Source organism: Agrobacterium sp. 22094 (assembly GCF_052046015.1).
In the GTDB taxonomy this organism is placed as follows: Bacteria; Pseudomonadota; Alphaproteobacteria; order Rhizobiales; family Rhizobiaceae; genus Agrobacterium; species Agrobacterium cavarae.
Genome location: NZ_JBQEPX010000002.1, coordinates 72,877 through 96,776 on the forward strand (window position 1 = coordinate 72,877; position 23,900 = coordinate 96,776).

21 protein-coding genes are annotated in these 23,900 nt (G+C 55.7%); 14 read left to right on the forward strand and 7 right to left on the reverse strand.

Going from position 1 to position 23,900, the window contains the following annotated elements:
• Positions 1-162 precede the first annotated feature (162 nt).
• Genes ACTJK5_RS12865 through pcaDC form a run of 4 tightly spaced genes read right to left on the reverse strand, consistent with a single transcriptional unit; the run spans position 163 to position 3,821 of the window.
• On the reverse strand, positions 163-1,245 hold the full coding sequence (locus ACTJK5_RS12865; RefSeq protein WP_113176086.1) for a 3-carboxy-cis,cis-muconate cycloisomerase: 1,083 nt from the start codon (positions 1,243-1,245) through the stop codon (positions 163-165).
• A 5-nt stretch (positions 1,246-1,250) separates the two neighbouring features.
• Positions 1,251-1,871: a protocatechuate 3,4-dioxygenase subunit alpha gene (gene pcaG / locus ACTJK5_RS12870; RefSeq protein WP_113176039.1), complete on the reverse strand. Its 621-nt coding sequence runs from the start codon at positions 1,869-1,871 to the stop codon at positions 1,251-1,253.
• A gap of 1 nt (position 1,872) precedes the next feature.
• On the reverse strand, positions 1,873-2,613 hold the full coding sequence (pcaH, locus tag ACTJK5_RS12875; protein WP_440612644.1) for a protocatechuate 3,4-dioxygenase subunit beta: 741 nt from the start codon (positions 2,611-2,613) through the stop codon (positions 1,873-1,875).
• Entirely contained in the window at positions 2,610-3,821 is a 1,212-nt protein-coding gene (gene pcaDC, locus ACTJK5_RS12880) for a bifunctional 3-oxoadipate enol-lactonase/4-carboxymuconolactone decarboxylase PcaDC (RefSeq protein ID WP_113176037.1), read from the reverse strand. Before pcaDC ends, pcaH begins: the two co-directional genes overlap by 4 nt.
• Positions 3,822-3,905: 84 nt before the next feature.
• On the opposite strand from pcaDC, the gene pcaQ reads away from it, so the two are divergent.
• From pcaQ to ACTJK5_RS12920, 8 genes are all read left to right on the forward strand, one after another.
• Positions 3,906-4,838 carry a pca operon transcription factor PcaQ gene (pcaQ, locus tag ACTJK5_RS12885; RefSeq protein WP_112519779.1) on the forward strand — a complete coding sequence of 311 codons (933 nt, stop codon included), beginning with the start codon at positions 3,906-3,908 and terminating at the stop codon, positions 4,836-4,838.
• A gap of 487 nt (positions 4,839-5,325) precedes the next feature.
• A complete protein-coding gene (locus ACTJK5_RS12890; protein ID WP_112519778.1) occupies positions 5,326-6,525 on the forward strand; it encodes a GGDEF domain-containing protein in 1,200 nt (399 codons plus the stop codon).
• 400 nt (positions 6,526-6,925) lie between these two features.
• Positions 6,926-7,387, forward strand: coding sequence for a helix-turn-helix domain-containing protein (locus tag ACTJK5_RS12895; protein ID WP_112358064.1), 462 nt, complete (start codon positions 6,926-6,928; stop codon positions 7,385-7,387).
• 51 nt (positions 7,388-7,438) lie between these two features.
• Complete coding sequence (locus ACTJK5_RS12900; protein WP_112519777.1) at positions 7,439-9,394, forward strand: hypothetical protein; 1,956 nt, start codon at positions 7,439-7,441, stop codon at positions 9,392-9,394.
• Positions 9,395-9,424: 30 nt separating this feature from the next.
• Positions 9,425-9,643: a hypothetical protein gene (locus ACTJK5_RS12905; RefSeq protein WP_112519776.1), complete on the forward strand. Its 219-nt coding sequence runs from the start codon at positions 9,425-9,427 to the stop codon at positions 9,641-9,643.
• Between the two features lie 33 nt (positions 9,644-9,676).
• A complete protein-coding gene (locus tag ACTJK5_RS12910) occupies positions 9,677-10,900 on the forward strand; it encodes a YcaO-like family protein (RefSeq protein ID WP_335323912.1) in 1,224 nt (407 codons plus the stop codon).
• The gene (locus tag ACTJK5_RS12915) at positions 10,897-11,601 is read left to right on the forward strand and encodes a TfuA-like protein (RefSeq protein WP_112519775.1); all 705 of its coding nucleotides are present in this window, start codon (positions 10,897-10,899) and stop codon (positions 11,599-11,601) included. Before ACTJK5_RS12910 ends, ACTJK5_RS12915 begins: the two co-directional genes overlap by 4 nt.
• A gap of 121 nt (positions 11,602-11,722) precedes the next feature.
• Positions 11,723-11,977, forward strand: a complete 255-nt coding sequence (locus ACTJK5_RS12920; protein WP_246666300.1) for a hypothetical protein — start codon at positions 11,723-11,725, stop codon at positions 11,975-11,977.
• Positions 11,978-12,492: 515 nt separating this feature from the next.
• Here the strand turns inward: ACTJK5_RS12920 and ACTJK5_RS12925 are convergent.
• From ACTJK5_RS12925 to ACTJK5_RS12935, 3 genes are read right to left on the reverse strand one after another with little or no spacing between them, the layout of a single operon-like run.
• Positions 12,493-13,395 (reverse strand): DMT family transporter, encoded by a 903-nt coding sequence (locus ACTJK5_RS12925; RefSeq protein WP_062424460.1) that lies wholly within the window; start codon positions 13,393-13,395, stop codon positions 12,493-12,495.
• Positions 13,392-15,794, reverse strand: coding sequence for a PIG-L family deacetylase (locus ACTJK5_RS12930; RefSeq protein WP_112519774.1), 2,403 nt, complete (start codon positions 15,792-15,794; stop codon positions 13,392-13,394). Before ACTJK5_RS12930 ends, ACTJK5_RS12925 begins: the two co-directional genes overlap by 4 nt.
• Before the next feature lie 17 nt (positions 15,795-15,811).
• On the reverse strand, positions 15,812-17,035 hold the full coding sequence (locus ACTJK5_RS12935) for an ROK family transcriptional regulator (RefSeq protein ID WP_062424458.1): 1,224 nt from the start codon (positions 17,033-17,035) through the stop codon (positions 15,812-15,814).
• A gap of 249 nt (positions 17,036-17,284) precedes the next feature.
• Between ACTJK5_RS12935 and ACTJK5_RS12940 the strand changes: the two genes are divergently transcribed.
• Genes ACTJK5_RS12940 through ACTJK5_RS12965 form a run of 6 tightly spaced genes read left to right on the forward strand, consistent with a single transcriptional unit; the run spans position 17,285 to position 23,773 of the window.
• Positions 17,285-18,538 (forward strand): extracellular solute-binding protein, encoded by a 1,254-nt coding sequence (locus ACTJK5_RS12940; RefSeq protein WP_112519773.1) that lies wholly within the window; start codon positions 17,285-17,287, stop codon positions 18,536-18,538.
• 14 nt (positions 18,539-18,552) lie between these two features.
• The gene (locus ACTJK5_RS12945; protein WP_062424456.1) at positions 18,553-19,494 is read left to right on the forward strand and encodes a carbohydrate ABC transporter permease; all 942 of its coding nucleotides are present in this window, start codon (positions 18,553-18,555) and stop codon (positions 19,492-19,494) included.
• Entirely contained in the window at positions 19,491-20,333 is an 843-nt protein-coding gene (locus ACTJK5_RS12950) for a carbohydrate ABC transporter permease (protein ID WP_440612645.1), read from the forward strand. The genes ACTJK5_RS12945 and ACTJK5_RS12950 overlap by 4 nt, the downstream gene beginning before the upstream one ends.
• 4 nt (positions 20,334-20,337) lie before the next feature.
• Positions 20,338-21,852, forward strand: coding sequence for an argininosuccinate lyase (argH, locus tag ACTJK5_RS12955; protein WP_112519771.1), 1,515 nt, complete (start codon positions 20,338-20,340; stop codon positions 21,850-21,852).
• Positions 21,852-22,892 (forward strand): ABC transporter ATP-binding protein, encoded by a 1,041-nt coding sequence (locus tag ACTJK5_RS12960; protein WP_111846558.1) that lies wholly within the window; start codon positions 21,852-21,854, stop codon positions 22,890-22,892. Before argH ends, ACTJK5_RS12960 begins: the two co-directional genes overlap by 1 nt.
• Positions 22,889-23,773 carry a PfkB family carbohydrate kinase gene (locus tag ACTJK5_RS12965; protein ID WP_112519770.1) on the forward strand — a complete coding sequence of 295 codons (885 nt, stop codon included), beginning with the start codon at positions 22,889-22,891 and terminating at the stop codon, positions 23,771-23,773. Before ACTJK5_RS12960 ends, ACTJK5_RS12965 begins: the two co-directional genes overlap by 4 nt.
• The last annotated feature ends 127 nt before the right edge of the window (positions 23,774-23,900 follow it).

The following is a 23,900-nucleotide window of genomic DNA, read 5'->3' on the forward strand; positions in this document are numbered from 1 at the left end:
AGTTCATTTTAAAGTCAACGCTCAGGAAGGGTGAAAATGCAGCTTTTACGACTGATTTTCGGAGCGACTTTATTCCTATTTATCCAATTATTTCAACACATAAGGAAACATCACGCGGCAAGGAGCGATAATGTTTCAACACCCTCTCTCACAGGTCATTTCCTAAGTGTGATGACCGCCACATTCTTCAGGCTCTCGCCCGATCCGTCTGATGTCGCCTAGCAGTCGGCGCGCAGTCCGTAGTGCGGAGGCGGTCGCCAATACCGTGGGTGGCAGCGTCATCCACTCAAGCATCCAAGCGGCACCCGACCGTTCCTGCTCATGAACAAGCGACTGATGAAGCGCCGAAACCTGTGTTGCGTTGAAACGCGCCAGCGTGACCAGCAGTTCTGCTGCAACGGGGTTCTGCTTGTGCGGCATGGCGGAAGACCCGCCGCCACCTGCGAGGCTTATCTCGGCCCCTGCATCGGCAAGTAAAGAGATGTCCTGGCCGATCTTTCCGAGGCTGCCGGTGACAAGCGAAAGCAGCCCCCCGAACTCCGTAATCATGTCACGCTGGCTGTGCCATTGGGCCTGATCGTGAAGACCGAGGCGACCGGCGAGTGCAGCCCGCAAAGCCGGACCATCATTTCCGAAGCGTTCGAGCGTTCCCGCCGCGCCACCGAACTGCAAGGCAAACCCGTCGACGGCAAAATGAGCGAGCCGGGACCGCGTCCGTTCCAGGGGTGATCGCCAGGCACCGATCCGGTCGGCAGCCTTGATCTCGATTGCAGCCTGCATCCGCGTATGCGCCATCAACAGCTTGTCGCCGTCGCGTTCCAGAAGTCCGTCGAGATCGCCGATCAGCGCATCCAACCGAGCCTGGATGATGTCGTTCGCTACTTTCAGTCTCAACACCAAGCTGGTATCGATTACATCCTGGCTAGTTGCGCCGAAATGCACCTTCTCCGCAGCCACCCCACCGACTGCCGCGCGCATCTGTCGAATGAACGCAGGAACGACGACGCCATCACGCGCCATTCCATCCGCAAGCGCGGCCATATCCGGCACGAAGGTGCCAAGCGCGGCGTCGATCGTTTCCGCAATATCGACGGCGAGTATACCGCAATCTGCCTCGGCCAGTGCCAGAGCCCTCTCGAAGCGGATCATAGCGGCAATATCGGCCTCTGCAGAAAACAGCGACGCGATCTCGGCATCGCCGAAGAGGCCGGAGAGGAAAGGATGATCGAAGGGCGAGAGGGTCATCGCGGTCATATATCGAAGAAGACGGTTTCGCCATCGCCTTGCAGGCGGATGTCGAAGCGATAGGCATTCTCGCCATCCGGCTTTGCGATCAGCGTCGGAACGCGGTCCTTGTGTTCGATGCGGGCCAGCACTGGATCAGCCACGTTTGCCGCGTCCTCCTCCGGAAAATACATTCTCGTATGTAGACCGATATTGATGCCGCGCGCGACAATCCAGAAGGTGATGTGCGGCGCCATGAAGCGTCCATCCTTGAATGGAACGCGGCCGGGCTTGATCGTTTCGAAGAGGAACTCACCGGTATCCATATCGCCAGGCGACCGGCCCCAGCCGGCGAAATGGGGGTCGGGAGCGCCGGCCGTTTCGCTCGGGCTGTTATAGAGTCCTTGAGCATCGGCCTGCCAGATTTCCACCAGCGCATCCTTCAGCGCATAGCCGCCGCCGTCGAAGACGGTGCCACGAATGGTGATGCGGGTGCCGGTGGCCTTGTCGTCATAGAGTTTTCCCGCGCCGAGATCTTGCTTGAAGACGCCGTTGATGCCAACGAAGTTCGGTGTGCAGCCAATATGGACGTAGGGTCCCGCCGTCTGGGAGGCGCTTTCCTTCAGATAATCGAGCGGCTGCACCATGTCAGTTCCCCTCCGGGCGGTTCTCGAAGAAGGTGGAGCGGCGACCACGCAACACGATGTCGAACTTGTAGGCGCGCATATCCATGGGAATGGTCGCATTCATGTCGAGCGGCGCGATCAATCGACGGATGGCATCTACGTCAGGGATCGTCTTGACGATCGGACACCGCCAGATGAGCGGATCGCCCTCGAAATACATCTGGGTAATCAACCGCTGCTGAAAACCATGACCGAAGACTGAGAAATGGATATGGGCCGGGCGCCAGTCATTCACGCCATTCGGCCATGGATAGGGACCGGGCTGAATGGTCTTGAACCAGTAATAGCCATTCCCGTCGGTGATTGTGCGACCGACACCGCCAAAATTTGGATCGACGGCGGCGAGATAGCTTTCCTTCTTGTGCCGATAGCGCCCGCCGGCATTGGCCTGCCAGAACTCTAAAAGCGCACCGGCGACACCCGCACCGCGCTGATCGAGCACGCGGCCATGCACGAGAATGCGCGGCCCGATCGGCATTTCGCCGGGCTTGGCATAGTTGAGGATCAGGTCGTTATCGAGCGGGTTCAGCAACCCATGACCGAAAACCGGGCCGCTGATTTCGCTCTTGGTGCCCTCAAGCGAAATCAGCGCACGCTGTGGCGAGCGCAAAACGGAGGTCTTGTACCAGGGCGTGTAGGCTTGCGGCTGCATCTCCCGATCACGGGCAAAGAAGGGGCCGGTTTCCGGTGGTTGATTGCTCACGTCGTCTGCTCCTTCAGCGGGGAGGATGCGTTTCGGTTTGCCAGCACCTGCTTGGCAATCTTGAAGCCATGATTGGCGGCAGGCACTCCAGCATAGATCGCCACATGCATCAGCGCCTCGCGAATATCGTCCTCACTGGAACCGGTATTGGCGGTCGCCCGGACATGCATCGCCATCTCCTCATATTGCCCAAGTGCTGCAAGAAGCGCGATGGTCACGTTTGAGCGCTCTCTCTTTGTCCAGCGATCGCTGGACCAGACTGTGCCCCAGGCACTTTCGGTGATCAATGTCTGAAATGGCTGATCGAAGGATGATGCCTGCGCGCTCGCCCGGTCCACATGGGCATCGCCTAGCACCGCGCGGCGCGTGGCCATGCCGCGGCTGTGGCGGTCGACGGATAGTGGTTCGGTATCGCCTGGCGGAAGGGCCTTCAGGAAGTCCGCGACCGCAGCTGCGTAGGCAGTCGGCTGCTCAAGCGGCGGGATGTGTCCGTTGTTGCAGACCCTAACAAAGTAGCTGTTGGCAACGAGACCGGCCAGCGACTCTACGAGTTCAGATGGAGTCGATCCATCCTGATCGCCAGCGACGCAAAGTGTTGGGACAACGAGACGAGCAAGAGCATCGGTGTAATCGGCATCGCGGATCGCCGCACAGGTGCCGCAGTAGCCCTCGGCCGACTGGCGAAGCAGCATGGCGCGAGCGCCCGCGTAAAGCGGATTGTCGTCGCGGCGAAATGCAGGGGTAAACCAACGCTCCATCACGGGATCGACAAGGCTCTCAAGCCCGTTTGCGCGGACGGCGTCGATACGCGCATTCCACATCTCGGCCGTGCCGATTTTCTGCGCTGTATTTGAAAGGACCAGGGCCGCAACGCGCTCGGGATGTGTTATCGCGACCGACTGCGCGATGAGGCCACCGACCGAAAGCCCCCAGACGATGACCTCGCCGATCTTCAGATGATCGAGAAGGGCGATAAGATCGTCCGCATGAGTCTCTATCGTATAGGGCGGCGTTCCGACGCTGGAAAGGCCGTGGCCGCGCTTGTCGTGAAGCAGATAGGCATAAGCATCGCCAAGCTCGTCGATGACGGTATCCCATATACGGAAATCCGTGCCAAGCGAGTTGACGAACGCGATGACCGGTTTGCCAGCCGTCAGACCCTTGGTCCGGTAGTGAATCGCGGCATCGCCGACCTGAAGAAAATTCATCTTTCACTCCTCTTGCGCGGAGATTGCAAGATCGCGCTGGTTAAGTAAAATGAGATTTTCGGCATTTCTCATAACTTGGTGGTTATGACTTCTCTCATCGATCCACGTATCAAACTCCGGCATCTGCAAGCCTTTATCGAGGTGGCGCGACAAAAGAGCGTCATGCGAGCTGCCAACGTACTGCATATCAGCCAGCCGGCAGTCACCAAAACGGTGCGAGAACTCGAGGATGTGTTAGGTGTCGCACTCTTCGAACGCGAAGGTCGCGGTATTCGTCCCACGCGTCTCGGCGATATCTTCCTGCGCCATGCGGGCGCCACGATGGCCGCCCTTCGCCAGGCGGTCGACGCTGTGTCACGGGAAGCGGCGCATACCGACCCGCCGGTGCGCATCGGCGCACTGCCGACGGTATCGGCGCGCATCATGCCCGAGGCCATGACGCACTTTCTCGCTGAAGCAGCGCAGGCTCCCATTAAGATTGTCACTGGAGAAAACGCCATCCTGCTTGAGCAATTGCGCCAGGGTGACCTTGATCTTGTAGTCGGCAGGCTTGCCACACCGGAGAAAATGACAGGCCTCAGCTTCGAGCACCTCTACTCGGAGCAGGTTGTCTTTGTCGTTCGTCCCGGCCATCGACTGCTGTCAGGCAAGGCCGATCTCTTCACCGAGCTTTCAAATTACCCAATTTTGATGCCGACCCGCAATTCGGTGATCCGCCCGATCGTCGAACAGTTTTTGATCGCACAGGGCGTGGCGATGCCGAAGACGCAGATCGAAACAGTCTCAGACTCGTTTGGACGCGCCTATGTCCGCATGAGCGACGCCATCTGGATCATTTCAGAAGGTGTAGTCGTCGACGACGTCGCAGCGGGCGCACTTGCGATTCTGCCCTTTAACACCTCCGATACTAGCGGCCCCGTAGGGCTGACAATGCGGACGGATACTGCAGTGTTCACCTCGCTCGCCCTCATGATCGAGGCAATTCGCAGGGCTGCGACTATTGGGCGGATGGCGTGATCTGAACCAAGACCGCTTGCCTGGGATCAAACCGCTAAAGTGGGATTATTTATCGGATGAATAGTTGTTCACGGCACGTGCCGGCAACGATTGTTTAAGCACGTGTAAAGGTACCGCGAGCGCTTCGCGGGCAACGTCTTCCAGCTTCATGAAACATGCATAGATGGGGAGAACGTTCTCAACGTCTAGCTAAATCGACCCTATCGAGCGGCTTGGCATGGCAACCTAGCTACTTTGTTGGTGGAGCCGCGAAACATTGCGATATGGACCGTTGCGAGATCTGACTGACCATCTACTCTCGCCAGGCAGGCCCGTCGACGGCCGCATTCAATCAGCCGCCAAACCCTTCCGCCTGAACACATCCCTAGATTTAATTTTAGCACCCAGCACGCTTAACGTTACGCCAACCATATCCGCGATATAAAAGACGACGTAAGGAATCTTATAGAGACCACCCTGTAGGCTTTGACGTAAGGCAGGCAGAGCAATGCAGATCGATTTACAAACACTTTGGTACTTGACCGTCGGAACGCTGCTGGTGTCAGCCTCGCTTCTCCTTTGGGAAAGGCAGGCCCATCCAGGTCGCGCACGTGTGCTCGGTGTTCTGGCCGCGGCACTCTTCGCGTTCGTTCTTGGGTGCATGCTCGCCATGAACCGCAGCCACTTTCCGGTCGTGCTCGGTATGGCGGCGATCAACATCCTGATGATGTCAGGATACCTCTTGGTCCTTAATGCAGTCGCCGGGCTTGATGGTCAACGGCATTTCTGCTCGTCCGTCGCAGCGCTAAGCTTCCTAGCCATCGCTTGGGCAATCGCTGGCACGCACTTCCCGGCCGCATTCTGGAACCATGTCTCGTCTATCCCCATCGCTCTGACCTGCGGCCTGACAGCATGGATGCTCCTGCGCAGCCGCACTGTGCAGCGATTGCGCTCCCGTCCGGTCGCAGTAACGATTTTGGCCTTCCATGCCCTGTTCTATTTTGCCCGAGCGTTCATTGCCCCTGTTCTCATTGAGCGCTACGGGCACGATATGATCTCCATCATCGGGAAGGCGACGATGTACGAGGCTGTCTTGTACTCGGTGGCGATGCCAATGTCCTTTTTGATGATTATACGAGAGGAGGAAAAGCTCAACCTGCTCCGTATGTCACAAACCGACCAACTGACTGGACTTGCGAACCGCCATGCCTTTTTCGAGCAGGCATCTCGGATGCTGCGGGAGCGGCATGATAACCCCGTCTCACTGCTCGCCTTCGACCTCGACCACTTCAAGGCAATCAACGACCGTCATGGACATCCAACCGGAGATAAGGTTTTGCAGCTGTTCGCCGACACTGCCCGCAAAGAAGCAGGCCCGGGCGCACTTCTTGTCCGTTTGGGCGGTGAGGAATTCGCTGCGCTTCTGCCATTGTGCGACCATTCCCAAGCTCTCAGTCGCGGCCAAGCAATCGCAAGCCGGTTCGCCGAAGAAGCCGCTCGGGCAGAGGGCTTGAAGACTCGCGCCACAGTCAGTATCGGCCTTGCGGCGCCGGACTGCAACGACCTCTCCGGGATGCTCGCAAGCGCCGATAGCGCGCTCTACCGCGCAAAAGCCCTTGGGCGGAACCGCGTTGAGACCGCAAGCCCAAACGAATTGCTGCTGCACCCCTCAGCCGATCCGTTGCCTCATCAGTTGCGGGCAGTCTAGGACAAGAAGTCATCCCACGATGTAGCTCTTTGGGATGAGCACCTTGAACATGGACCAACTCCGTGCTCATCTTTAAGCGATCGCTTTCGAACCTGATCCCCAAGCTGAGTTCCCGTCTCACAGAACTGCCACAACGGCGCCCGTTACCCTGAGTCTAGATCCAAGAAATTTGGCGTGCACGCGGCCAACGACAGCAATCCATCACCTGCATTTTCATTCAGGGGCGTCAGAGCAGCGTTTGCTAGAGTTAAGTAATCTTGTTGAATTCTTAAATGTGTGTGCACCAGAGATTGAAATTGTACTGAATTTCAATACAAGCTGTAGCATAAACGCGCGTTTCCCGAGGGACGCCGACGTCGTTTCTCGGAACTATAAAACTTTTCGTATTAGGAGTTCATCCATGGTCCACAAGAGAAGTCCCGATGCGATCGACGTGTTTGTGGGCGGTCGTATCCGCATGCGTCGTATGATGCTGAAGTTGAGCCAGACGCAGTTGGCGAACGAACTCGGAGTGACGTTTCAACAGGTCCAGAAATACGAGAAGGGCACGAACCGTGTTGGCGCAAGCCGTCTGCAAAAGATCGCAAATGTCCTCGGCGTCCCGCCAAGCTTCTTCTTCTACCAAGAGAGTGAAGAACTGGTCACCACGGCAGGCATCGGAGATTTCACGACGATGAACTACGTTTCGCAATTTCTTCAATCCCGTGAGGGCATGGCCCTAAACCAGTCGTTTTTAAAAATTCCCGATGCAAACGTCCGCCAAAAGATTGTGGCGCTCGTCAAGGCTATGGCCGAGATGGACGAGCTTCTTCCTATTGCCCCTGAAGGGCGTTCATCAGTGGAAGTTAGGTTGAACAGCTAGGTCGCAGATCTGGGCTTTTGGATAACCATGACGGAACTGTAGTGGGGATCAATGGCGTTCAGGTTGTTGACACTTGGGGAACTTCGGCTCGTTGATCCTTCGGGGAATGCTGTTGCCTTCTCCGAGAAGGGTTTAATCATCCTTGCCTACCTATTTGTCCACCCGCAACGTGCCCAATCGCGGACGGCGTTGTCGAAGCTGCTATGGGACGCGGTCGAGCCGCCGCAGGCATATACCAATATGCGCAAGTCATTATCGAGGATCGACGGCCGCCAGCATGAATTGGGTCATCAATTCGTTCAAATCACTGCTTCCGATGTAAAGCTCAATGCTAAGGCTATCGACTGCGACATTGCGGAATTGGAAGCCCCGCCTGTTTCGGACGCACTGATTGATCTGCGCTCGTTAGTCGGACTTTTCAGTCATGCGTTTCTCGAAAACGTCGACAGCACAGGAGCCGCACTTTCAGCCTGGATTGGACAGCAAAGGGTACAACACCTATCCCGATTGCGGGAAGCCTTAATCACTGCGATACCGATCGCGAAATCTGCGCAGGATATCGCGCTCGTCAAGGATGCGGCCCTGCGCATATTTCAGCACGACCCGGATGACGAGATGATCGTCAGCTTGCTTGCGGAGACCTATTCCACCGAGGGCAAGGTAGAGGCCTTCCGAAACATCTACGAAGGCCAAAAACAGAAGCTGTGGGGTAACCTGACACTAGATCCCGATGTCCATGCCCTGAATGTTGTCAAAAAGGTCTTTGAGAGGCAGCGCACTCTCCTTGCCGTTTCGCAGCAAGGAATTGGGGACCAGTTGGGCGCTAAAGCAGGCACAGGCCTCAAGCGCCCCATGCCGAGGCTTGTACTCCTGCCGCCAGTGGAGAGCATTGCCGGTCGCCAGCCTCTGCTCCCTTTCGCTGACGCACTTATTGAGGACGTCACCATCGCGCTATGTTCCTTGACCTCAGTGTCTGTGGTCGCTCCCTACACGGCCGCCCAGATCAGCCGGCAGTCGGATAAGGCCACCACGATCGCGCAGCATTCCATCTCCTACGTGCTCGATACCAGGCTTTCAGGCCAAGGCACCCAATGCAGCCTCTTCGTGCAGTTGGTTTACTTCGCAAACGATGAGGTCATCTGGGCGGACCGTTACGACATGGAAAAAGACAGTCTGGCCGTCCAGCGGCGTCAGATAGCTCGCCGAATTTCCATGGCGATCACCGGGGAAATAGAGCGCAACGAGCTGGCGCGGGAATATTTCGAGCAAAGCCCGGTCGCATACCACCATTACCTCCTCGGACAGCGACATCTCAAGAACCTTGGTCTTCCAGATATTCGCCGTGCACGCAAAGAATTTCGAGCAGCGCTCAGTCACTCTCCCTATTTCGCGCCAGCATTGAGCGGTATCGCTCGAACTTATTCAAGGGAATGGCTAATCACGGCACGTGGAGACGCTCAACTTCTGAAAGAAGCCGAGAAACATGCTAACAAAGCGATCGCGGCTGGCCAAGACATGGTCGGCGGCTACAGAGAACTCGGTGTTGCTAAGATGCTCTTAGGCGGCATTGATGAAAGCGTTGAGGCCTTGGAGTTGGCCGAGACGCTCAGCCCCCATTATGCCGATGTCACCGCGGACTACGCCGACACCCTTGTCCATGCATCGAAGCCCGGCCTAGCACTCGAGAAAATCGAAAAAGCCATCGAGCTCAACCCCTTGAGCCCCGATGTCTACCTTTGGACAGCAGCCGGCGCGTCCTACTGCCTCGAAGAGTACGAGCAAGCCTTATCCTATATCGAGCGCATGGCCGACAGAGGGCTCGCTAACCGCCTCTCCGCCGCAAGCTGGGCGATGATTGGCGACCAAAAAAGGGCGAAGAGCTTCGTGCGCAAGGCTCGGGAAACCAATCCCGACTTCGATGTGGATACTTGGCTGACCGCCGTGCCGTTCAAGGAGCAATGGCAGAAAGATCACTACCGTGATGGCCTGCGAAAAGCAGGCTTTTGAAGCAAATGAGCCAAAAGAAGGATTTTTAGCATGGCAAGAATCGTCGTTATCGGAGCGCCAGGTGAGACTGGCCTATGGGTTGCAGATCTTGATGCAGGAACTGTTAAGCCCTTTCAGCCGCCGGCAGGAACCGCGCTGGAGGCAGCGGGTAAACTCCGGGCTAGCGGAGCTACGATCATCAAAGGCGTGGATTTCGCTGTCTCCGTGAAATCGGCAGACGACGCCTTCTCCGGTCATCTCGACGGATAAGCTAGCCAATGATGCGGCCTCGGGAAGATAGTGATGTTAAACGATCAGATGCCGTACCTTCCTGAGGCCCGCTACGCCACTTACTCGGCGCGTATCTGCACGCCAGAGGAGACGCTCAAGCGCGTCACATCCTTCCTACCACGCTACGGGATCACTCGCGTATCTCGATTGACTGGTCTCGACAATATCGGTGTTCCCGTCTGGAGCGCAGTTACTCCTAACGCTCGCTCGATCGTCATCCATCACGGCAAGGGTATCACTGATGCTGATGCTAAAGTGTCTGCAACGATGGAGGCGCTCGAGCGCGCCATCGCCGGCAGTCCATCGATCGACACAATCACTGCAACACAAGCAAGCCTCGAACTGGAAGGGCGGGTGGTCAATAACCTCGTGGGTCTCATCGCCCAAGGTCGGAACGACATAGCCGACGACGAGATGCTAACATGGGTTCGGGCAAGAGATGTTTTATCCAAAGTTGAAACCTGGGTTCCCTATGAAGCTGTCATCCTGGATCGTACTCCAGAGGTGGTTAGGTTCTGGCAGTCTTCGGATGGCCTTGCATCTGGAAATACACTCTTGGAAGCGAGCTTCCATGGAGTCCTGGAACGCATCGAGCGCGATGCAGAAACTTTGTGGAATATAGCGAACGCAGATCAGCGTCTTAAGACCTGCCTCGACCCTCGCAGCCTTTTGGATCCAATCATAGATGGGCTCGTCAGTAAAATTGAAAAGGCAGGTCTAGAACTTCGGCTGTTCGACATTACGAGCGACATCGGCATCGCCTGTCTCGTAGCGTTTTTGGGGTCGGCCTCAATCACATCAGGAAGCAATTCGCGCTTCATCGACGTGACAAAGGGAAGCGGTGCGCATCTCGATCCCGCGCGAGCCGCAATCCGGGCAATTACGGAAGCGATTCAATCCCGCCTGACTTATATCGGCGGCGCAAGGGATGACATCTATCCTGAGACGTTCGAACGGCCCCTACCGCAGGAAGTTCGGAACTATTTCAACGCCGAGCCGAGGCCCCTCCCTCCCCGCAAGACGGTAGGCCTTGGACCGCTGGAAGACATGTTCGAAACCGTGCTCAAGCATCTTGAAACTGCATCTGTGGGCTCTGTCGTCGTCGCTCCGCTGACACCGCCGGATTTTCCATTCTCAGTCGCCAAAGTCTTGGTGCCTGACCTTGAAAATCCGCCAGGGGAGCGAAAAAGACGTTTTGGGGCCCGAGGTATATCGAAGGCGTTGTTTTCGCTATGAAGGTTGTATTCGCCGGCCCGACGCTTCCGGATGCAGTGAATCTGGTACCGACGGATGTCGAAGTCCGCGGCCCGGCCAAGCACGGAGATTTCGTAGCAGCCGTCACCGAAGGTGCCACGGTGATCGGTTTAATTGACGGATATTTCGAAGATGTAGCCCCCATCTGGCACAAGGAAATTTTATTCGCTCTCTCTCAGGGCGTTCGCGTCTATGGCTCAAGCAGTATGGGCGCTTTGAGGGCTGCGGAATGTGCCGCATTTGGAATGATCGGGATTGGCAAGATTTATAGCCGTTATGAAAGTGGCGAACTCGTTGACGATTCCGATGTCGCGCAAATCCATGGTCCAAGAGAGATGAACTACGTGTCCCTGTCCGAGCCCTTGGTGAACGTCTTGGCAACTCTCGAAGATCTGTTTTTGCGGTGCCAACTTGATCACGCGGAATATGTGGGCCTCATGACAAGCGCCAAACGAACGTTCTTTAAAGAGCGAACTTACCGGGCAATCGTCGCCAACGCCGATCTACCGAACAACTCATCTCGAGAAACTCTACAAATGCTCTTGCGGAAGAACGCTATCAACCAGAAGCGGCGCGATGCGTTGGAGTTGCTGGATGCAATAGCGACGGCTGACGACCGCCGAGTAGAAGTTCCTACGGCATGGACCTTCGCTTCGACGAGGCAGTGGCGAAAAATCCTCTAGGGACGCTGGTTGTAGTCCGATCCTGCTCGGCACCCCAAGCTGTGTCACGCCTATGTCACGCGCAATTCCGTAACTTCTAATTTATCCTTCACCTAGAACACTGATTTGGAATGAAGGATTGATGATGGCACTAAATACTCGTGAGAAGAACGCCGATCAAAACGACGATATCGCACCAGAGCTGGTTTCGATTGCACGGCTTGTGACCTATGCGCGCAACAGCGCTAAGGATCTCGACCTTGAATTCTCGACCTACTGCCTCGATTTGGCTTTAGGTTCGCTGGTCGAAGAGATCAGAAAACGTGGAGTGGATAATACTGAAGGCAGCGATGATGGCCAATTCATCCCGAGCGTCATCTCCGGAGCATCGCACTAACTGCGCGATCTACCCTGCCAATCAAGACTGGTCTTGTCGTCAACTCGTCGATGATGCGCTCGAGTGCCGCGCCGTCATCAATGATACTGCTGAGCGAGGTCGACCATCATTCGCGAGCGTTTCTCCTGAGGTGAGGTTTTCTGTCATCATATGTTGCCGGGGATGATAAGGGCGGAAGATGTTGGAATCGTTGACAACATGGAAGGGCTCAAGTTCACAAATTTCAAGAGCCTTGGGGGAAGGCGCCGACCACCATATCGTTGACGGCAACGTTCCAACGCCTTTAGGTCCCGACGAAGCATAGGTTCAACATCGCATGGTCTTTGTCCAGAAGGCGCGCAGTGGCATCATAAGTCGTTGGGCAGCCGGCGGATCATGGGTTGTTGAATGCCCAAACTGCGGTTTCCAAGCGCAGCGTTTAAGCTAAAATCTATCGTCGGTGTCGGCGAGTACATTCAGTAGGATCTCTCTGGGATGTTTTTCGTCAACCCTGTGATCAAAATTGTACATCCACCCTACATCCGGGGCCTGGCAATTCGTTCAAGGATCGCCGTCGACAGTAGCGAAATCAGAATGATCGCGATCCCCAGCAACACCCTTTGTTCAGGCACCTCTTGGAACACGAAATATCCAACAGCTGTGACGACCAGAAGGGACAGATAGCTGACAGGCGCAAGAATGCTGGCAGCGGCCTTACGATAGGCCTGCAGGAAGCAATACTGCCCAAGTTGCGCCAATAGCCCAATTCCGAGGAGGGGAATCCAGTCAAATGGGGCGACTGGCCTCCATGTCCATACGGCTGGAATGGCGGTGATAACGGCAAGTCCGACCGTATAGAAGACCATCATCACGGTCGTGTTTTCTGCCCGCAGGGCGCGCGCCTGTATTACCGCTAAAGCACCGAAGATAACAGAGAGGAGGATAACCAGAACACCTGCATTGATCTCTCCACCTACGGGATTGATGACAACGACCACACCTACAAAAGCAAGACAGGCTCCAGCCCATCGATACCGGTTCACGCTCTCGCCAAGCAAGGTAACAGCAAGCGCCATTGTCACAAGTGGCCGCGAAAAGCCTACGGCATTCACAGTCGCCAGAGGAAGCAAGCCGATCGCAATGAAATTGCTCGTCAACGCGATAGCATTACAGCAAATGCGGAAAAGGTTGCGCCAGGGATATCGAACGGCTCTCATCTCTTTTCGGTGTCGCCAGATGAGCGGCAGGATGAAGAGCAGGCCGATCATCGCCCGAACGAAAACGAGTTGGAAGGCAGGATAATTTACACCCTGAGCTTTCACCAGCGCGGTCATCCCGCCAGCGACAAGAGCCATGTCCAGCAATAGCCAGCCAATACCCGCATGGACGTCGCTCCTCTGCGGGCCAAGGTGCCTGTCGTGTTCTTCTTCGTCGTTCACGCCGGCTGCACAAGATTGGCCATCAATCGGAAAGCACCTGGAACCAACTTGTCCATCTGGTGATGCAGCACGAGGCTGACATGGGTGTGTCTCCCTGTTCCAATCACACCCGAGACCAGTGCGCCCTTTAAGGGTTGCTCGTCAACATCATGCATGGCCAGCAGCGGCTCGTAGACGTCGTCCCAATTCGAGGCGAAATACAGACCGCGCTCCTTATCCCAGCCGGTCCAGTCTGAGGCATCGATAATATTGGGACCGATGAGCAGCGGATGATCGGGTTGCAACACTATGACCTCTGCTGCTGGGTCCGTTACCCTCCAGCGAAGCGAGGGTTTGCCAATTTCAAGCCGGCACACAGGCGTCGCTTCGGGGTACCATCCGTCGGTCGGTCGGTGGTAGAGGGTAACGAGATGCCCGCCGCTCTCGACGAAGTGATGAATTTTTTCGGTTACCTCTGCAAGATCCCTGCGAATCCCAAAAGCAAATATACCAACGACGATAGTTGTGAAGGCGGAGAGATCGCCACCAAGCGCATGCGCGTCGAGCTCAGTGACATTTAAGCCCATGCGCGCGAGCCACATACCCACTCTGTCTGCGCCGCCGCCAACATAGCCGACGCGCGCATTTTTAGGCAGCTTGAGATCCAGCGACAAAATCTTCAAAGTCGAGGGCGACAGAAAGCGTGCCCGACCGATATGCGGATAAGCAATCGGCGTGATCTGAAAGGCCGGTTGCCCGCCGGAAAGCGCCTCCAGCTGGACAAGACCTGCTGCGCCTTCGCCTGCGAGCTCAGCAAACCAGTCGCCTCCTGAGTGGCGCACGCTCCAACCGCTTGCGGCTTTGAAAGAGATCGGGGCATGTCCCCCGTCTATATCTACCGCAAAACGAATGTTGTTCTGATGTTGTCCCTTTGGGACGAGGAGAGCATCGGGTTTCAGCGTCAACGACTGAGGGGGGGTGACAAAAAATGGTTCTTCCAAGTCGAAAAAACCAGACACTTCTCGCCCATCCACAACGGCCGATATCTGCACATACGCGTGGCCGTTGCCCCCTGCGGCCTTCCAGCCTGGGTGGTAGAGACTAGAAACAGCAGCATTAGTGTCCGCCGCGAGAGAAAAAACGACCGGCCGACAAAGCGATCGAACATCATAGCTTACACCCGCAGGAAGAACCGGCTTGACGTCGGCTTGAAACTCACTGGCTCTGTCGGATAACTCGACCCGAAGCGTTGCAGTCCCTCCTGGAACGATATCAGCTGGCTCGCTGTAAGCTCGTTCGAAGAGGTCGAGTGCGGTCAAAATCGCTAAATCCACCAGCCTGCGTTTGGTGACAATCCTGTGCTCATGCAGTTCTCGGAACGGCTGACCAGAGCTCTCGTCGACCTGTTGCAGGAAATGGGCTGCGGTGAGCAGCGACCGTGCTATCCGCTGAGTATCCGGATAGGCTGAAATGGCTTCAGCAATAGCCCCGTCGGCTTCGATAAGCGCCTTTGCGAGAGCCGGATCGAGGCCATCAAAACCTGCGAGGTCCGCCAATGAGGATGGGAGATTGTCGAGGATAGAAGTTTCCTCACCCACCCCTTCTCCTGGAATGGCGAGATGCAAGGGCCAGATACGCTGCGGCTGTTCTGGCCAGCGCCCCATGCCCTGCGACGCGTGATAATAGCGGGACCACTCGCCGATCCGGTCATATTCGGCGCCGGTCGCCTTCTCTTTGCCGACCGCTTCGACCACCAGCGTTGTGTCCGGCGGAGGAACCTCGTCATCATAGGTGTCGCCACCACCAGACCATGCTGGAAGGTAGAACTTCGCCACCTTCCAAGGCCGCAATCCTTCGGCAGCGTGCTCAGGAAATACGGCAGGATCTGCGGCGAGCGCAACAGCGCTTCTGGCAGCTCGCGTCATGGCCCGGTGATGGCCGTGTTGGCCGGGCACATCAAGGAAGGTCGGGATGACGATATCCGGCCGCTCTTTACGGTAGGCGCGAACCAATCGTTCCACAATGCGCTGTTCTCCCCATCGATCGAACGTCTGGTCACCATTCTTGGAGAAGCCGAAATCGTGAATTCTATCCGCTGGGCCGTGCCCAAGCCAGCTGACATCTGCATCGATAATCCGGGCGGCCTCTTCCAATTCACGCGATCGGATGACGCCCAACGCGCCCAGACGCTCCGGCCCCAACGCGTTCTGTCCACCCTCTCCGCGTGTCGAACATGCGATGATCGTGCGCATGCCAAGCCCCATCCGAAGATAGGCCAGCAACCCGTTCTGCTCATCATCTGGATGCGCACCCGTATGCATGACGGTAATTGTGGAAGTCAGCGCACTCAGCCTACGATGGAGACGAATGAGCCAGGGATCGGCCATCTGGCGTTCGATGCGCTCACGAGGACTAAGCATGCTTGTCTCCCTTAATTTCAGTCGATAACGGCTGCGGTGCCCAGAGATGTCTCTAGCTTTGGTGTCACGATGTCGAATAGCGGCAAGGCAGCAGCGCCAAGCGCGGCGGTCAGCTGACCGGATTTCCCGGTCATGACCCGCGGTAATTCGCGCTGACGATGGCTACCAACCGAAGTCGGCAGTGTTCCCATCCGCTGGATGATGCTCGCGATGATCGCCTCGGGTAGTGCCCCACCCAGAATGATTGTCTGCGGATCAAGAATGTTTTCGAGCATGGCGATCATGGGAGCGAGATGCGCTGCCGCATCATCGATCCAGTCGATGACCGTTGGATCCTGCATCTTGAATAGGGATTCCAGGTTGTCGAGCTCGGTGTTGGCAATACCTGCTTGACCCAGCCGCTCCTTGAGGACGTAGACGGACGCATAGGCTTCCAGGCAGCCTTTCTGGCCGCATGAAGGACATGCTCGACCCCGCGGCGAAACAGTCACATGACCGATTTCGCCAGCATTTCCGAAGGCACCGCGATAAGGGGCGCCGTCCTGGATCATGCCAAGGCCGATACCAACTCCGAAATAGATCATACAGAAATTCGGGATAGATTGCCCCGCACCGAACAGGCGCTCGCCCACAGCCGCAGCCGTTGCATCGTTTTCCACTACGACCTGTTGGCCGCATGCCTCGCTTAGCATTTGCCGCGCGTCAATCCCGTTCCAACCGGAGAGAGTCGTGGGACCAACCGAGGTCATACCATCGATCTCGAACGGCCCCGGCATGACGACGCCCGTGCCAAGTAATCGGCATCCCACCTGGTCTGCGACTGCAGCATGATCTGTTGAAAAGGTTTTAAGGATGGCTTCGGGCGACGTGTCGGTCAAAGGCGTTACGCGATGCGCGCGCAGAATTCCGGCTAGGTCGAGGCCCACTGTAACCATGTGATCGGCGGCGATTTCCACTCCGATGGTCGCCCCACCGTCTGGATTAACGGCAAACTGTATTGGCGGCTGTCCCCGACCTGTACGCCGTCGACCTAACTCTTTCAGAAGCTTCTCACCGACCAGTTCATCGACAATGTTGGCAACTGCCTGGGGAGTAAGATGGGTGATTTTCGCAAGTTGAGCTCGTCCGAGCGATCCATGCCGGCGCACGATATCGAGAACGACCCGCCGATTATGCTCACGGCTTCGCTCAGGATTTTTTCCGATAGCGACTGGATAGGCTTCCATCGTGTGTAACGTCATTTCTCACTTCCGGTCCGCTTGAAACACATAACTCCGGAACGAGAATACACGCAATACATTAATTCAAGTAAATTATCTTATTGACAAATGCGCGCCTTCAGAGAACCGTATAGCCGATCTTGACGACCGGCTCAGTTGCGCTTCGACGAAACGTTACGGTCTGAAGTCGATGAGTCACGCGCCAAGGCGTGAATAAAGGGAACGATCACTCCGTACCCGGAAGACCGGACGGAGAAACAGGAGGCTCACATGCGCAGGACAGCTCTATTTGCCGGATTGGTCGCCGGCTTCAGCACATTTGCATTCAACGCCGCGCAGGCCGTTGAGATACAATATTGGCAGTATGTCTTCGATACACGGGTCAAAGCGATGGATGAATTGATCGCTAATTTCCAAAAGGCCAATCCAGACATCACCGTCAAGCAGGTTACTTTTCCTTACGCCGACTATCAGACACGCGTGATTGCGGCCAATATGTCTGGCAACGGGCCGGATGTGATGCAGCTGTTCTACGGTTGGCTCGACAAGTTTGCCGCAGGAGGGATCTTGCAGCCACTACCCTCGGACGCCTTCCCCCATGACAAGATCGAAAGCGAATTTTTCCCCATCGTCAGCGCCATGAAGCGGGGAGATGATTATTATGGCCTGCCGACGGCTGTACGGTCACTTGCTTTGTTCTACAACAAGAAGCTCTTCACGGAAGCGGGTCTCGACCCCGCTAATCCTCCCAAAACCCTGGACGAGTTCGTGGCTGCGGCTGAAAAGATTTCCAAGCATGACGATGCCGGAAACCTGACTGTCGCTGGAACAACGCTCGATATGGGTGGACAGGACCATCAGTGGTGGCGCGAAGTTCTCATTCGGCAATATGGCGGGGAACCTTATACAGACAATGACCGTAAGGTCGCCTATGACAGCGACGCTGGCATCCAGGCCCTGAAATTCTATACCAGCCTCCAGCTCGAAAAGAAGATCGGACAAGCCGGCTTTATGGATGAAGGTCAGGCAGCGTTTCGTGCTGGCAAAGCTGGAATGACCATAGACGGGACGTTTCGCCTCGGCTCGTTCCGCACCATCAAAGATTTCGAGTGGGGCGTTACCGAACTTCCAACTAACGACAAGAATATCCGCTCCAACTACGCGAGCTATTTCGCCAATGGTATCAGTGCAAAGACCACCGGTGAAAAGCTCGAGGCATCGAAGAAATTTCTCGCCTATATCTCTTCGCCGGAGGCAATGTCGATCTGGTTGAAAACTGTTGGGGAGCTCCCTGCACGTCGGTCTGCGGCTCTTACGGACGCAAACCTCAAAGATCCTATCTACGGCCCGTTCCTGAAGGGTCTCGAATATGCCCACACAACGATATTTCTGGACGAAGCCGCACAGCGCCAAAACGCCATTGACATGACAAACCGTGTCCTTCTTGAAGGCCAGTCGGTAGAGGAATCGATCAAGCAGGCGGCTGAGGCCGAGCAGGAAATCATCGACGCGGCGCAACCCTGATAGGAGTTTCTGCCATGGCGGCGATTGATCAAGATGGGGTGGCGAATGGCCGCCCCGGCGGCTCCTTGCGAGATCGCCTTCCCATGCGGACAAAGCGTCTCATATGGATATGGAGCTTCCTAGCGATCCCTATCCTGTTTTACAGCGTGATCCGCTTCTACCCGACTTTTCAGGCCTTTTGGCTATCATTCACGAACTGGGATCTTTTAAGACCGGCCAAATTCATCGGTTTCGCCAATTATGTGAAGCTCTTCAAAGATCCGCAGTTCTGGAAAGTGTTCAAAAACACCTTTACCTACCTCATCGTCGGCACCCCGATTAGTCTCGTACTGGCCTTCGTGATCGCCTTTTTCCTGGACCGAGTACGGATCCTGCACGGTTTCATCCGGGCACTGTATTTCTTGCCTTACCTGACGACGGCCGCCGCGATGGCTTGGGTTTGGCGCTGGTTTTACCAGCCTCCCCCGATCGGCATCATAAATGATGTTCTCGGCGTGCTGGGGGTACCCCAACAACCGTTCATTCGGTCCACCGATCAGGCGCTCTATTCAGTTATGGTGACAGCCATTTGGGCGGGATTGGGCTTCCAGATTATCATCTTCATGGCTGGATTGCGTGCGATCCCAACGACATTCTACGAAGCTGCCCGAATTGACGGGCTTGGGGAGTGGGCCATCCTCAGGAAGATCACACTTCCGCTTCTAAAGCCAACGACCGTTTTTCTCGTGGTCTTTTCTTCGATCGGCTTCCTGCGCATTTTTGACCAAGTCTACAATATGACGACAAACGACCCGGGGGGTCCGCTTGGCTCAACCAAGCCGCTCGTCTTGATGATCTACCAAACGGCCTTCAATTCCTACGCGATGGGTTACGCCGCGGCTCAGACAGTCGTCCTCTTCACCATCCTGTTGTTCGTCTCACTGCTCCAACTCTGGATATTGAGGGAAAAGAAATGAGCGAAACTCCGCCGCTTTCCCATGCCCGCATCCGGCCAGGTCGTATTCTTGCTTGGACATTGCTATTCCTCGGTGGCCTGATCATGGTTTCACCGCTGCTCTTCATGTTCGCTACCTCCTTTAAGACAGCCGATCAGGTCTACGATCTTCGGCTAATCCCTGCAGCGCCGACCCTCGATAACTACATTACCGTTCTGGCGGACGGACGTTTCCTGCGCTGGTTCTTCAACTCGACGGTTGTTGCCGTCTTGGTGACGATTTCCAACTGCTTTTTCGATAGCCTTGTGGGCTACACGCTGGCGAAGTTCGAGTTCCGAGGCCGTTATTTTATTTTCCTTGCAATACTTTCGACCTTGATGATCCCCACCGAGATGCTCGTCATACCGTGGTATCTGATGTCCAGTCAGCTCGGCTGGCTCGATAGCTATTGGGGGATCATGTTCCCCGGCATGATGACAGCGTTCGGAACATTCTTGATGAAGCAATTCTTCGAGACCGTCCCCAATGACTTTCTCGAAGCCGCGCGTGTCGATGGCCTCAATGAATTCCAGATATGGTGGAAAGTCGCGCTGCCTCTGGTGACGCCAGCGCTCTCATCGCTTGCCATCTTTACGTTCCTGGGCAACTGGACGGCCTTCTTCTGGCCCCTGATCGTCACAACAAGCAAGGAACTGTACACATTGCCGGTTGGGCTTTCGAGCTTTGCGGTTGAACAGCAGATTCAGTGGGAGATGATCATGACGGGTGCCGCTATCGCCACCATCCCCACCCTCATCGTCTTCATCGTACTGCAACGCTACATAGTGCGTGGAGTGATGCTGGCGGGACTGAAAGGATAACATCATGACCCGTAACAGCCCAAATATCTCCGATACCAGTGTGTTTCCAGACAATGTGTATAAGGAAACTGTCCTTCGCCCGCTATTCGATGGCGCTAAACACCATCACGCCGAGGGCTTTCGGCGCATTGATCGCGCCCACCTTGTCATGCTCCACGAGACCGGAATTCTTGATTTCGACACCGCTTCAAAAATCGCAAAAGCATTAGAGGACATCGATCAAGCAATAGATCCCTCGACCCTCGTCTATACCGGCGAGGTAGAGGACTTCTTTTTCCTAATTGAAAAAGAGCTGAAATCCCGCATCGGCGTCGATGTTGCAGGAAGACTGCATACAGCACGGTCACGCAACGACATCGATCACACTCTGTTCAAGCTTAATCTTAAAGATAAGATCGACCGGCTAAGCGGTAAGTCGCGAATTCTACTCGAAGCATTGATCGATGCGGCCGAGCGCAACGACAAAACCCTGATCGTCGCCTACACACATGGACAGCCCGCTCAGCCCACGACCTTCGGCCATTATCTTTCCGCGGCGATCGAGGTTCTGATCAGGGACATCGAGCGTTTGGGCGAGGCCAGACGTATTGTCGATCTGTCGCCTATGGGCGCCGCTGCCATCACAACCTCCGGCTTTCCCATTGATCGCGCCCGTGTGGCGAACCTCCTTGGTTTTGCCGCACCTGTTCGCAACTCATACTCTTGCATAGCAGCTGTTGATTACACGACATCAACTTACTCGGCCATCGAGCTTATGTTCCTGCACCTTGGAAGGGTTATTCAGGATTTCCAGTTCTGGACAAGCTTCGAAGTCGGACAGATTTACGTGCCGAATTCCTTGGTGCAGATCTCGTCCATTATGCCCCAGAAGCGAAATCCCGTTCCAATCGAGCATCTGAGGCATCTCGCCAGCCAGACGCTTGGCCGGGCACGCACCATGCTGGACATCATGCACAACACACCATTTACAGACATGAACGATAGCGAGGGCGAGAGCCAAGGCACTGGTTATGAGGCGTTTGCGACTGCAGGCCGCGTGCTAGATCTATTTGCCAGCCTCGTCAGCCAGATCATCATCGACCCCAATCGCGTTGACCAAAACATCCGGCGCTCGTGTATTACGATAACCGAGCTCGCCGACTCTCTCGTGCGCATCGAAGACCTTTCTTTCCGTCAGGCGCACGAAATCGCTGCACAAGTGGCAAAGAGCGTGGTCGCCTCTGGCGGCGATCTCCCAAACGCTGGTTACCAGCCTTTCCGGCAAGCCTTTGCCGGGCTCACACAACGAGAAACTAAATTGGACGAGGGGCAATTCAGGCACATCGTCTCTCCAGAACATTTTGTTGAAGTCCGTGCCCGGTTCGGTGGGCCTGCGCCTGACCCGATGCGGGACGCGATCGCCGTATATCGCGACACACTTCTCGCGTTCGAGAAGGAGGCACAGCGGGCAGCCGATCATGAGGCCGCAATGGCAGCCGAATTGGAGCAAAAATTCACTGCCCTTACGGGAGCACGATAATGGCGACTATTGAACTCAATCAACTGGTAAAGCGCTACGGCAAAGTCGAGGCCGTAAAGGGTATAGATCTCGCTATCGGCGACGGAGAATTCGTGGTTTTTGTCGGACCATCAGGCTGCGGAAAATCCACGACACTTCGTATGATTGCAGGACTAGAGGAGATTTCTGACGGAATATTGAAGATCGGCGGAAAGATCGTCAACGAAAAGGAGCCAAAACAGCGCAATATCGCCATGGTGTTCCAGAATTATGCGATCTATCCGCATATGACTGTTCGCCAGAATATCGGTTTCGGACTTTACACGTCCAAGCTCGATCGCGAAGAAAAAAGGCGGCGCATTGAAGATGCTGGGAAAGTCCTCGGACTTGAAGCCCTCCTGGATCGTCGACCGGCTGCGCTTTCGGGTGGGCAACGCCAGCGTGTCGCCATCGGAAGGGCCATGGTGCGTGATCCAGCAGCATTTCTTTTCGATGAACCGCTTTCCAATCTCGACGCGCAGCTCAGATCACAGATGCGCATCGAAATTAAGCGTCTACATCAGCGTCTCAAAACGACGACGGTTTATGTAACTCATGATCAGGTCGAGGCCATGACCATGGCGGATCGGATCGTTGTGATGAAGGACGGGCACATTTTGCAGGTCGGAACACCAACGGAGCTCTATGAATCTCCGGTCGATGTTTTTACCGCCCGATTTATAGGTAGTCCCTCGATGAACCTTCTCCGGGGAACCAGAACTGCTACCAGCGCGGTCCCTTCGGCAACGGGTGAGCTTTTGATAGGTGTGCGCCCCCATGATCTCCTGGTCGGGGAAAGCATGTCCGATACCGGGAGCTTTGCGCTGGAAGGCATTGTGACGGCGGTCGAACCGCTAGGTCCAGAAACGTTGGTGCACCTGGACATAGACAACGGTTCGGTCATAGCCACAGCGCGCGACAAATCCATCCCTGACGTGGGTAGTCACTTGCACTGCCGGGCAGAGCGCGGGACGCTTTACCTTTTCGATGCAAAGACGGAAAAACTTCTGGGCCGCGCATGATGACGAGAGAAAAAGCAGCGGTTATCAGTATCGGCCGAATCTATTGCGACCTTATTTTCACTGGGTTAGAGGAGTTGCCTGTATTGGGCCGCGAATTGTTTGCGGGCGACTTGGAAATTGCGGCGGGTGGTGGCGCCTACATCGCGGCAGCACACCTCACTTACATCGGCCGACCGGCTGCTTTGCTGGCGAGGTTGGGCAATGACGCGCTTTCGTCCATAATCGGCGAAAAAATGAAAGACAGCGGCGTTGAACTCCAATTTATAGATCACTCACCGGATGCGGGACCACAGGTGACCGTGGCGGCAGTAGTCGGTCAGGACAGAGCATTTCTGACCCGCCGCGCTGGGTCAGCCCTACCCTCAACGCTGGACGATGCTCTAGCTTGGAAAGAAGCACGCCATCTGCACATCGCGGAGTTTGCCACTCTCCACGAAATCCCGGACTTGGTGTCGCGCGCAAAAGATAAGGGAATGTCCGTCTCATTGGACCCGAGTTGGGACGCCTCTTTAATCTATGATGATGGGTTCCTGAATTCTTGTGCCGGCGTAGATGTCTTTTTGCCCAACCTTGAGGAAGCCACCGCGATCACAAGCCATGAGGCCCCGGACGCAGCGATCAGAAAACTTTCAGAAGCTTTCCCAACCGTTGCTCTTAAAGTCGGGGGAGCAGGAGCCTGGATTTCGTCCGATGGAAGTATCTGGCATGCACCAGCTCACGATGTCGATGTCGTTGATACCACAGGTGCAGGTGATGCGTTCAATGCGGGCTTCATCGATGCATGGCTCGAACAACTCGATCCTAAGAGGTGCCTTGAAGCTGGCATAACAGCGGGCAGTCGCTCAGTTCAAGTCAGGGGTGGGGGACCAAGATCGTCGTGACCTATGGGCCTCAATAATTTTAGTGGCGGGGCAGCGCCTAGTTTTACCATTGAGTCGATACGCTGCTTAGAGGAGCTGAAATGTTCGTAGTTGCGACAGCCGCTGACAGGCGGCTATCGCGGTTCAC

Coding starts and splice junctions, on each gene's coding strand:
- ACTJK5_RS12865 (WP_113176086.1), bottom strand. CDS start 1,245: ATGACCCTCTCGCCCTTCGATCATCCTTTCCTCTCCGGCCTCTTCGGC.
- pcaG (WP_113176039.1), bottom strand. CDS start 1,871: ATGGTGCAGCCGCTCGATTATCTGAAGGAAAGCGCCTCCCAGACGGCG.
- pcaDC (WP_113176037.1), bottom strand. CDS start 3,821: ATGAATTTTCTTCAGGTCGGCGATGCCGCGATTCACTACCGGACCAAG.
- pcaQ (WP_112519779.1), top strand. CDS start 3,906: ATGACTTCTCTCATCGATCCACGTATCAAACTCCGGCATCTGCAAGCC.
- ACTJK5_RS12890 (WP_112519778.1), top strand. CDS start 5,326: ATGCAGATCGATTTACAAACACTTTGGTACTTGACCGTCGGAACGCTG.
- ACTJK5_RS12895 (WP_112358064.1), top strand. CDS start 6,926: ATGGTCCACAAGAGAAGTCCCGATGCGATCGACGTGTTTGTGGGCGGT.
- ACTJK5_RS12900 (WP_112519777.1), top strand. CDS start 7,439: ATGGCGTTCAGGTTGTTGACACTTGGGGAACTTCGGCTCGTTGATCCT.
- ACTJK5_RS12905 (WP_112519776.1), top strand. CDS start 9,425: ATGGCAAGAATCGTCGTTATCGGAGCGCCAGGTGAGACTGGCCTATGG.
- ACTJK5_RS12910 (WP_335323912.1), top strand. CDS start 9,677: ATGTTAAACGATCAGATGCCGTACCTTCCTGAGGCCCGCTACGCCACT.
- ACTJK5_RS12915 (WP_112519775.1), top strand. CDS start 10,897: ATGAAGGTTGTATTCGCCGGCCCGACGCTTCCGGATGCAGTGAATCTG.
- ACTJK5_RS12920 (WP_246666300.1), top strand. CDS start 11,723: ATGATGGCACTAAATACTCGTGAGAAGAACGCCGATCAAAACGACGAT.
- ACTJK5_RS12930 (WP_112519774.1), bottom strand. CDS start 15,794: ATGCTTAGTCCTCGTGAGCGCATCGAACGCCAGATGGCCGATCCCTGG.
- ACTJK5_RS12935 (WP_062424458.1), bottom strand. CDS start 17,035: ATGACGTTACACACGATGGAAGCCTATCCAGTCGCTATCGGAAAAAAT.
- ACTJK5_RS12940 (WP_112519773.1), top strand. CDS start 17,285: ATGCGCAGGACAGCTCTATTTGCCGGATTGGTCGCCGGCTTCAGCACA.
- ACTJK5_RS12945 (WP_062424456.1), top strand. CDS start 18,553: ATGGCGGCGATTGATCAAGATGGGGTGGCGAATGGCCGCCCCGGCGGC.
- ACTJK5_RS12950 (WP_440612645.1), top strand. CDS start 19,491: ATGAGCGAAACTCCGCCGCTTTCCCATGCCCGCATCCGGCCAGGTCGT.
- argH (WP_112519771.1), top strand. CDS start 20,338: ATGACCCGTAACAGCCCAAATATCTCCGATACCAGTGTGTTTCCAGAC.
- ACTJK5_RS12960 (WP_111846558.1), top strand. CDS start 21,852: ATGGCGACTATTGAACTCAATCAACTGGTAAAGCGCTACGGCAAAGTC.
- ACTJK5_RS12965 (WP_112519770.1), top strand. CDS start 22,889: ATGATGACGAGAGAAAAAGCAGCGGTTATCAGTATCGGCCGAATCTAT.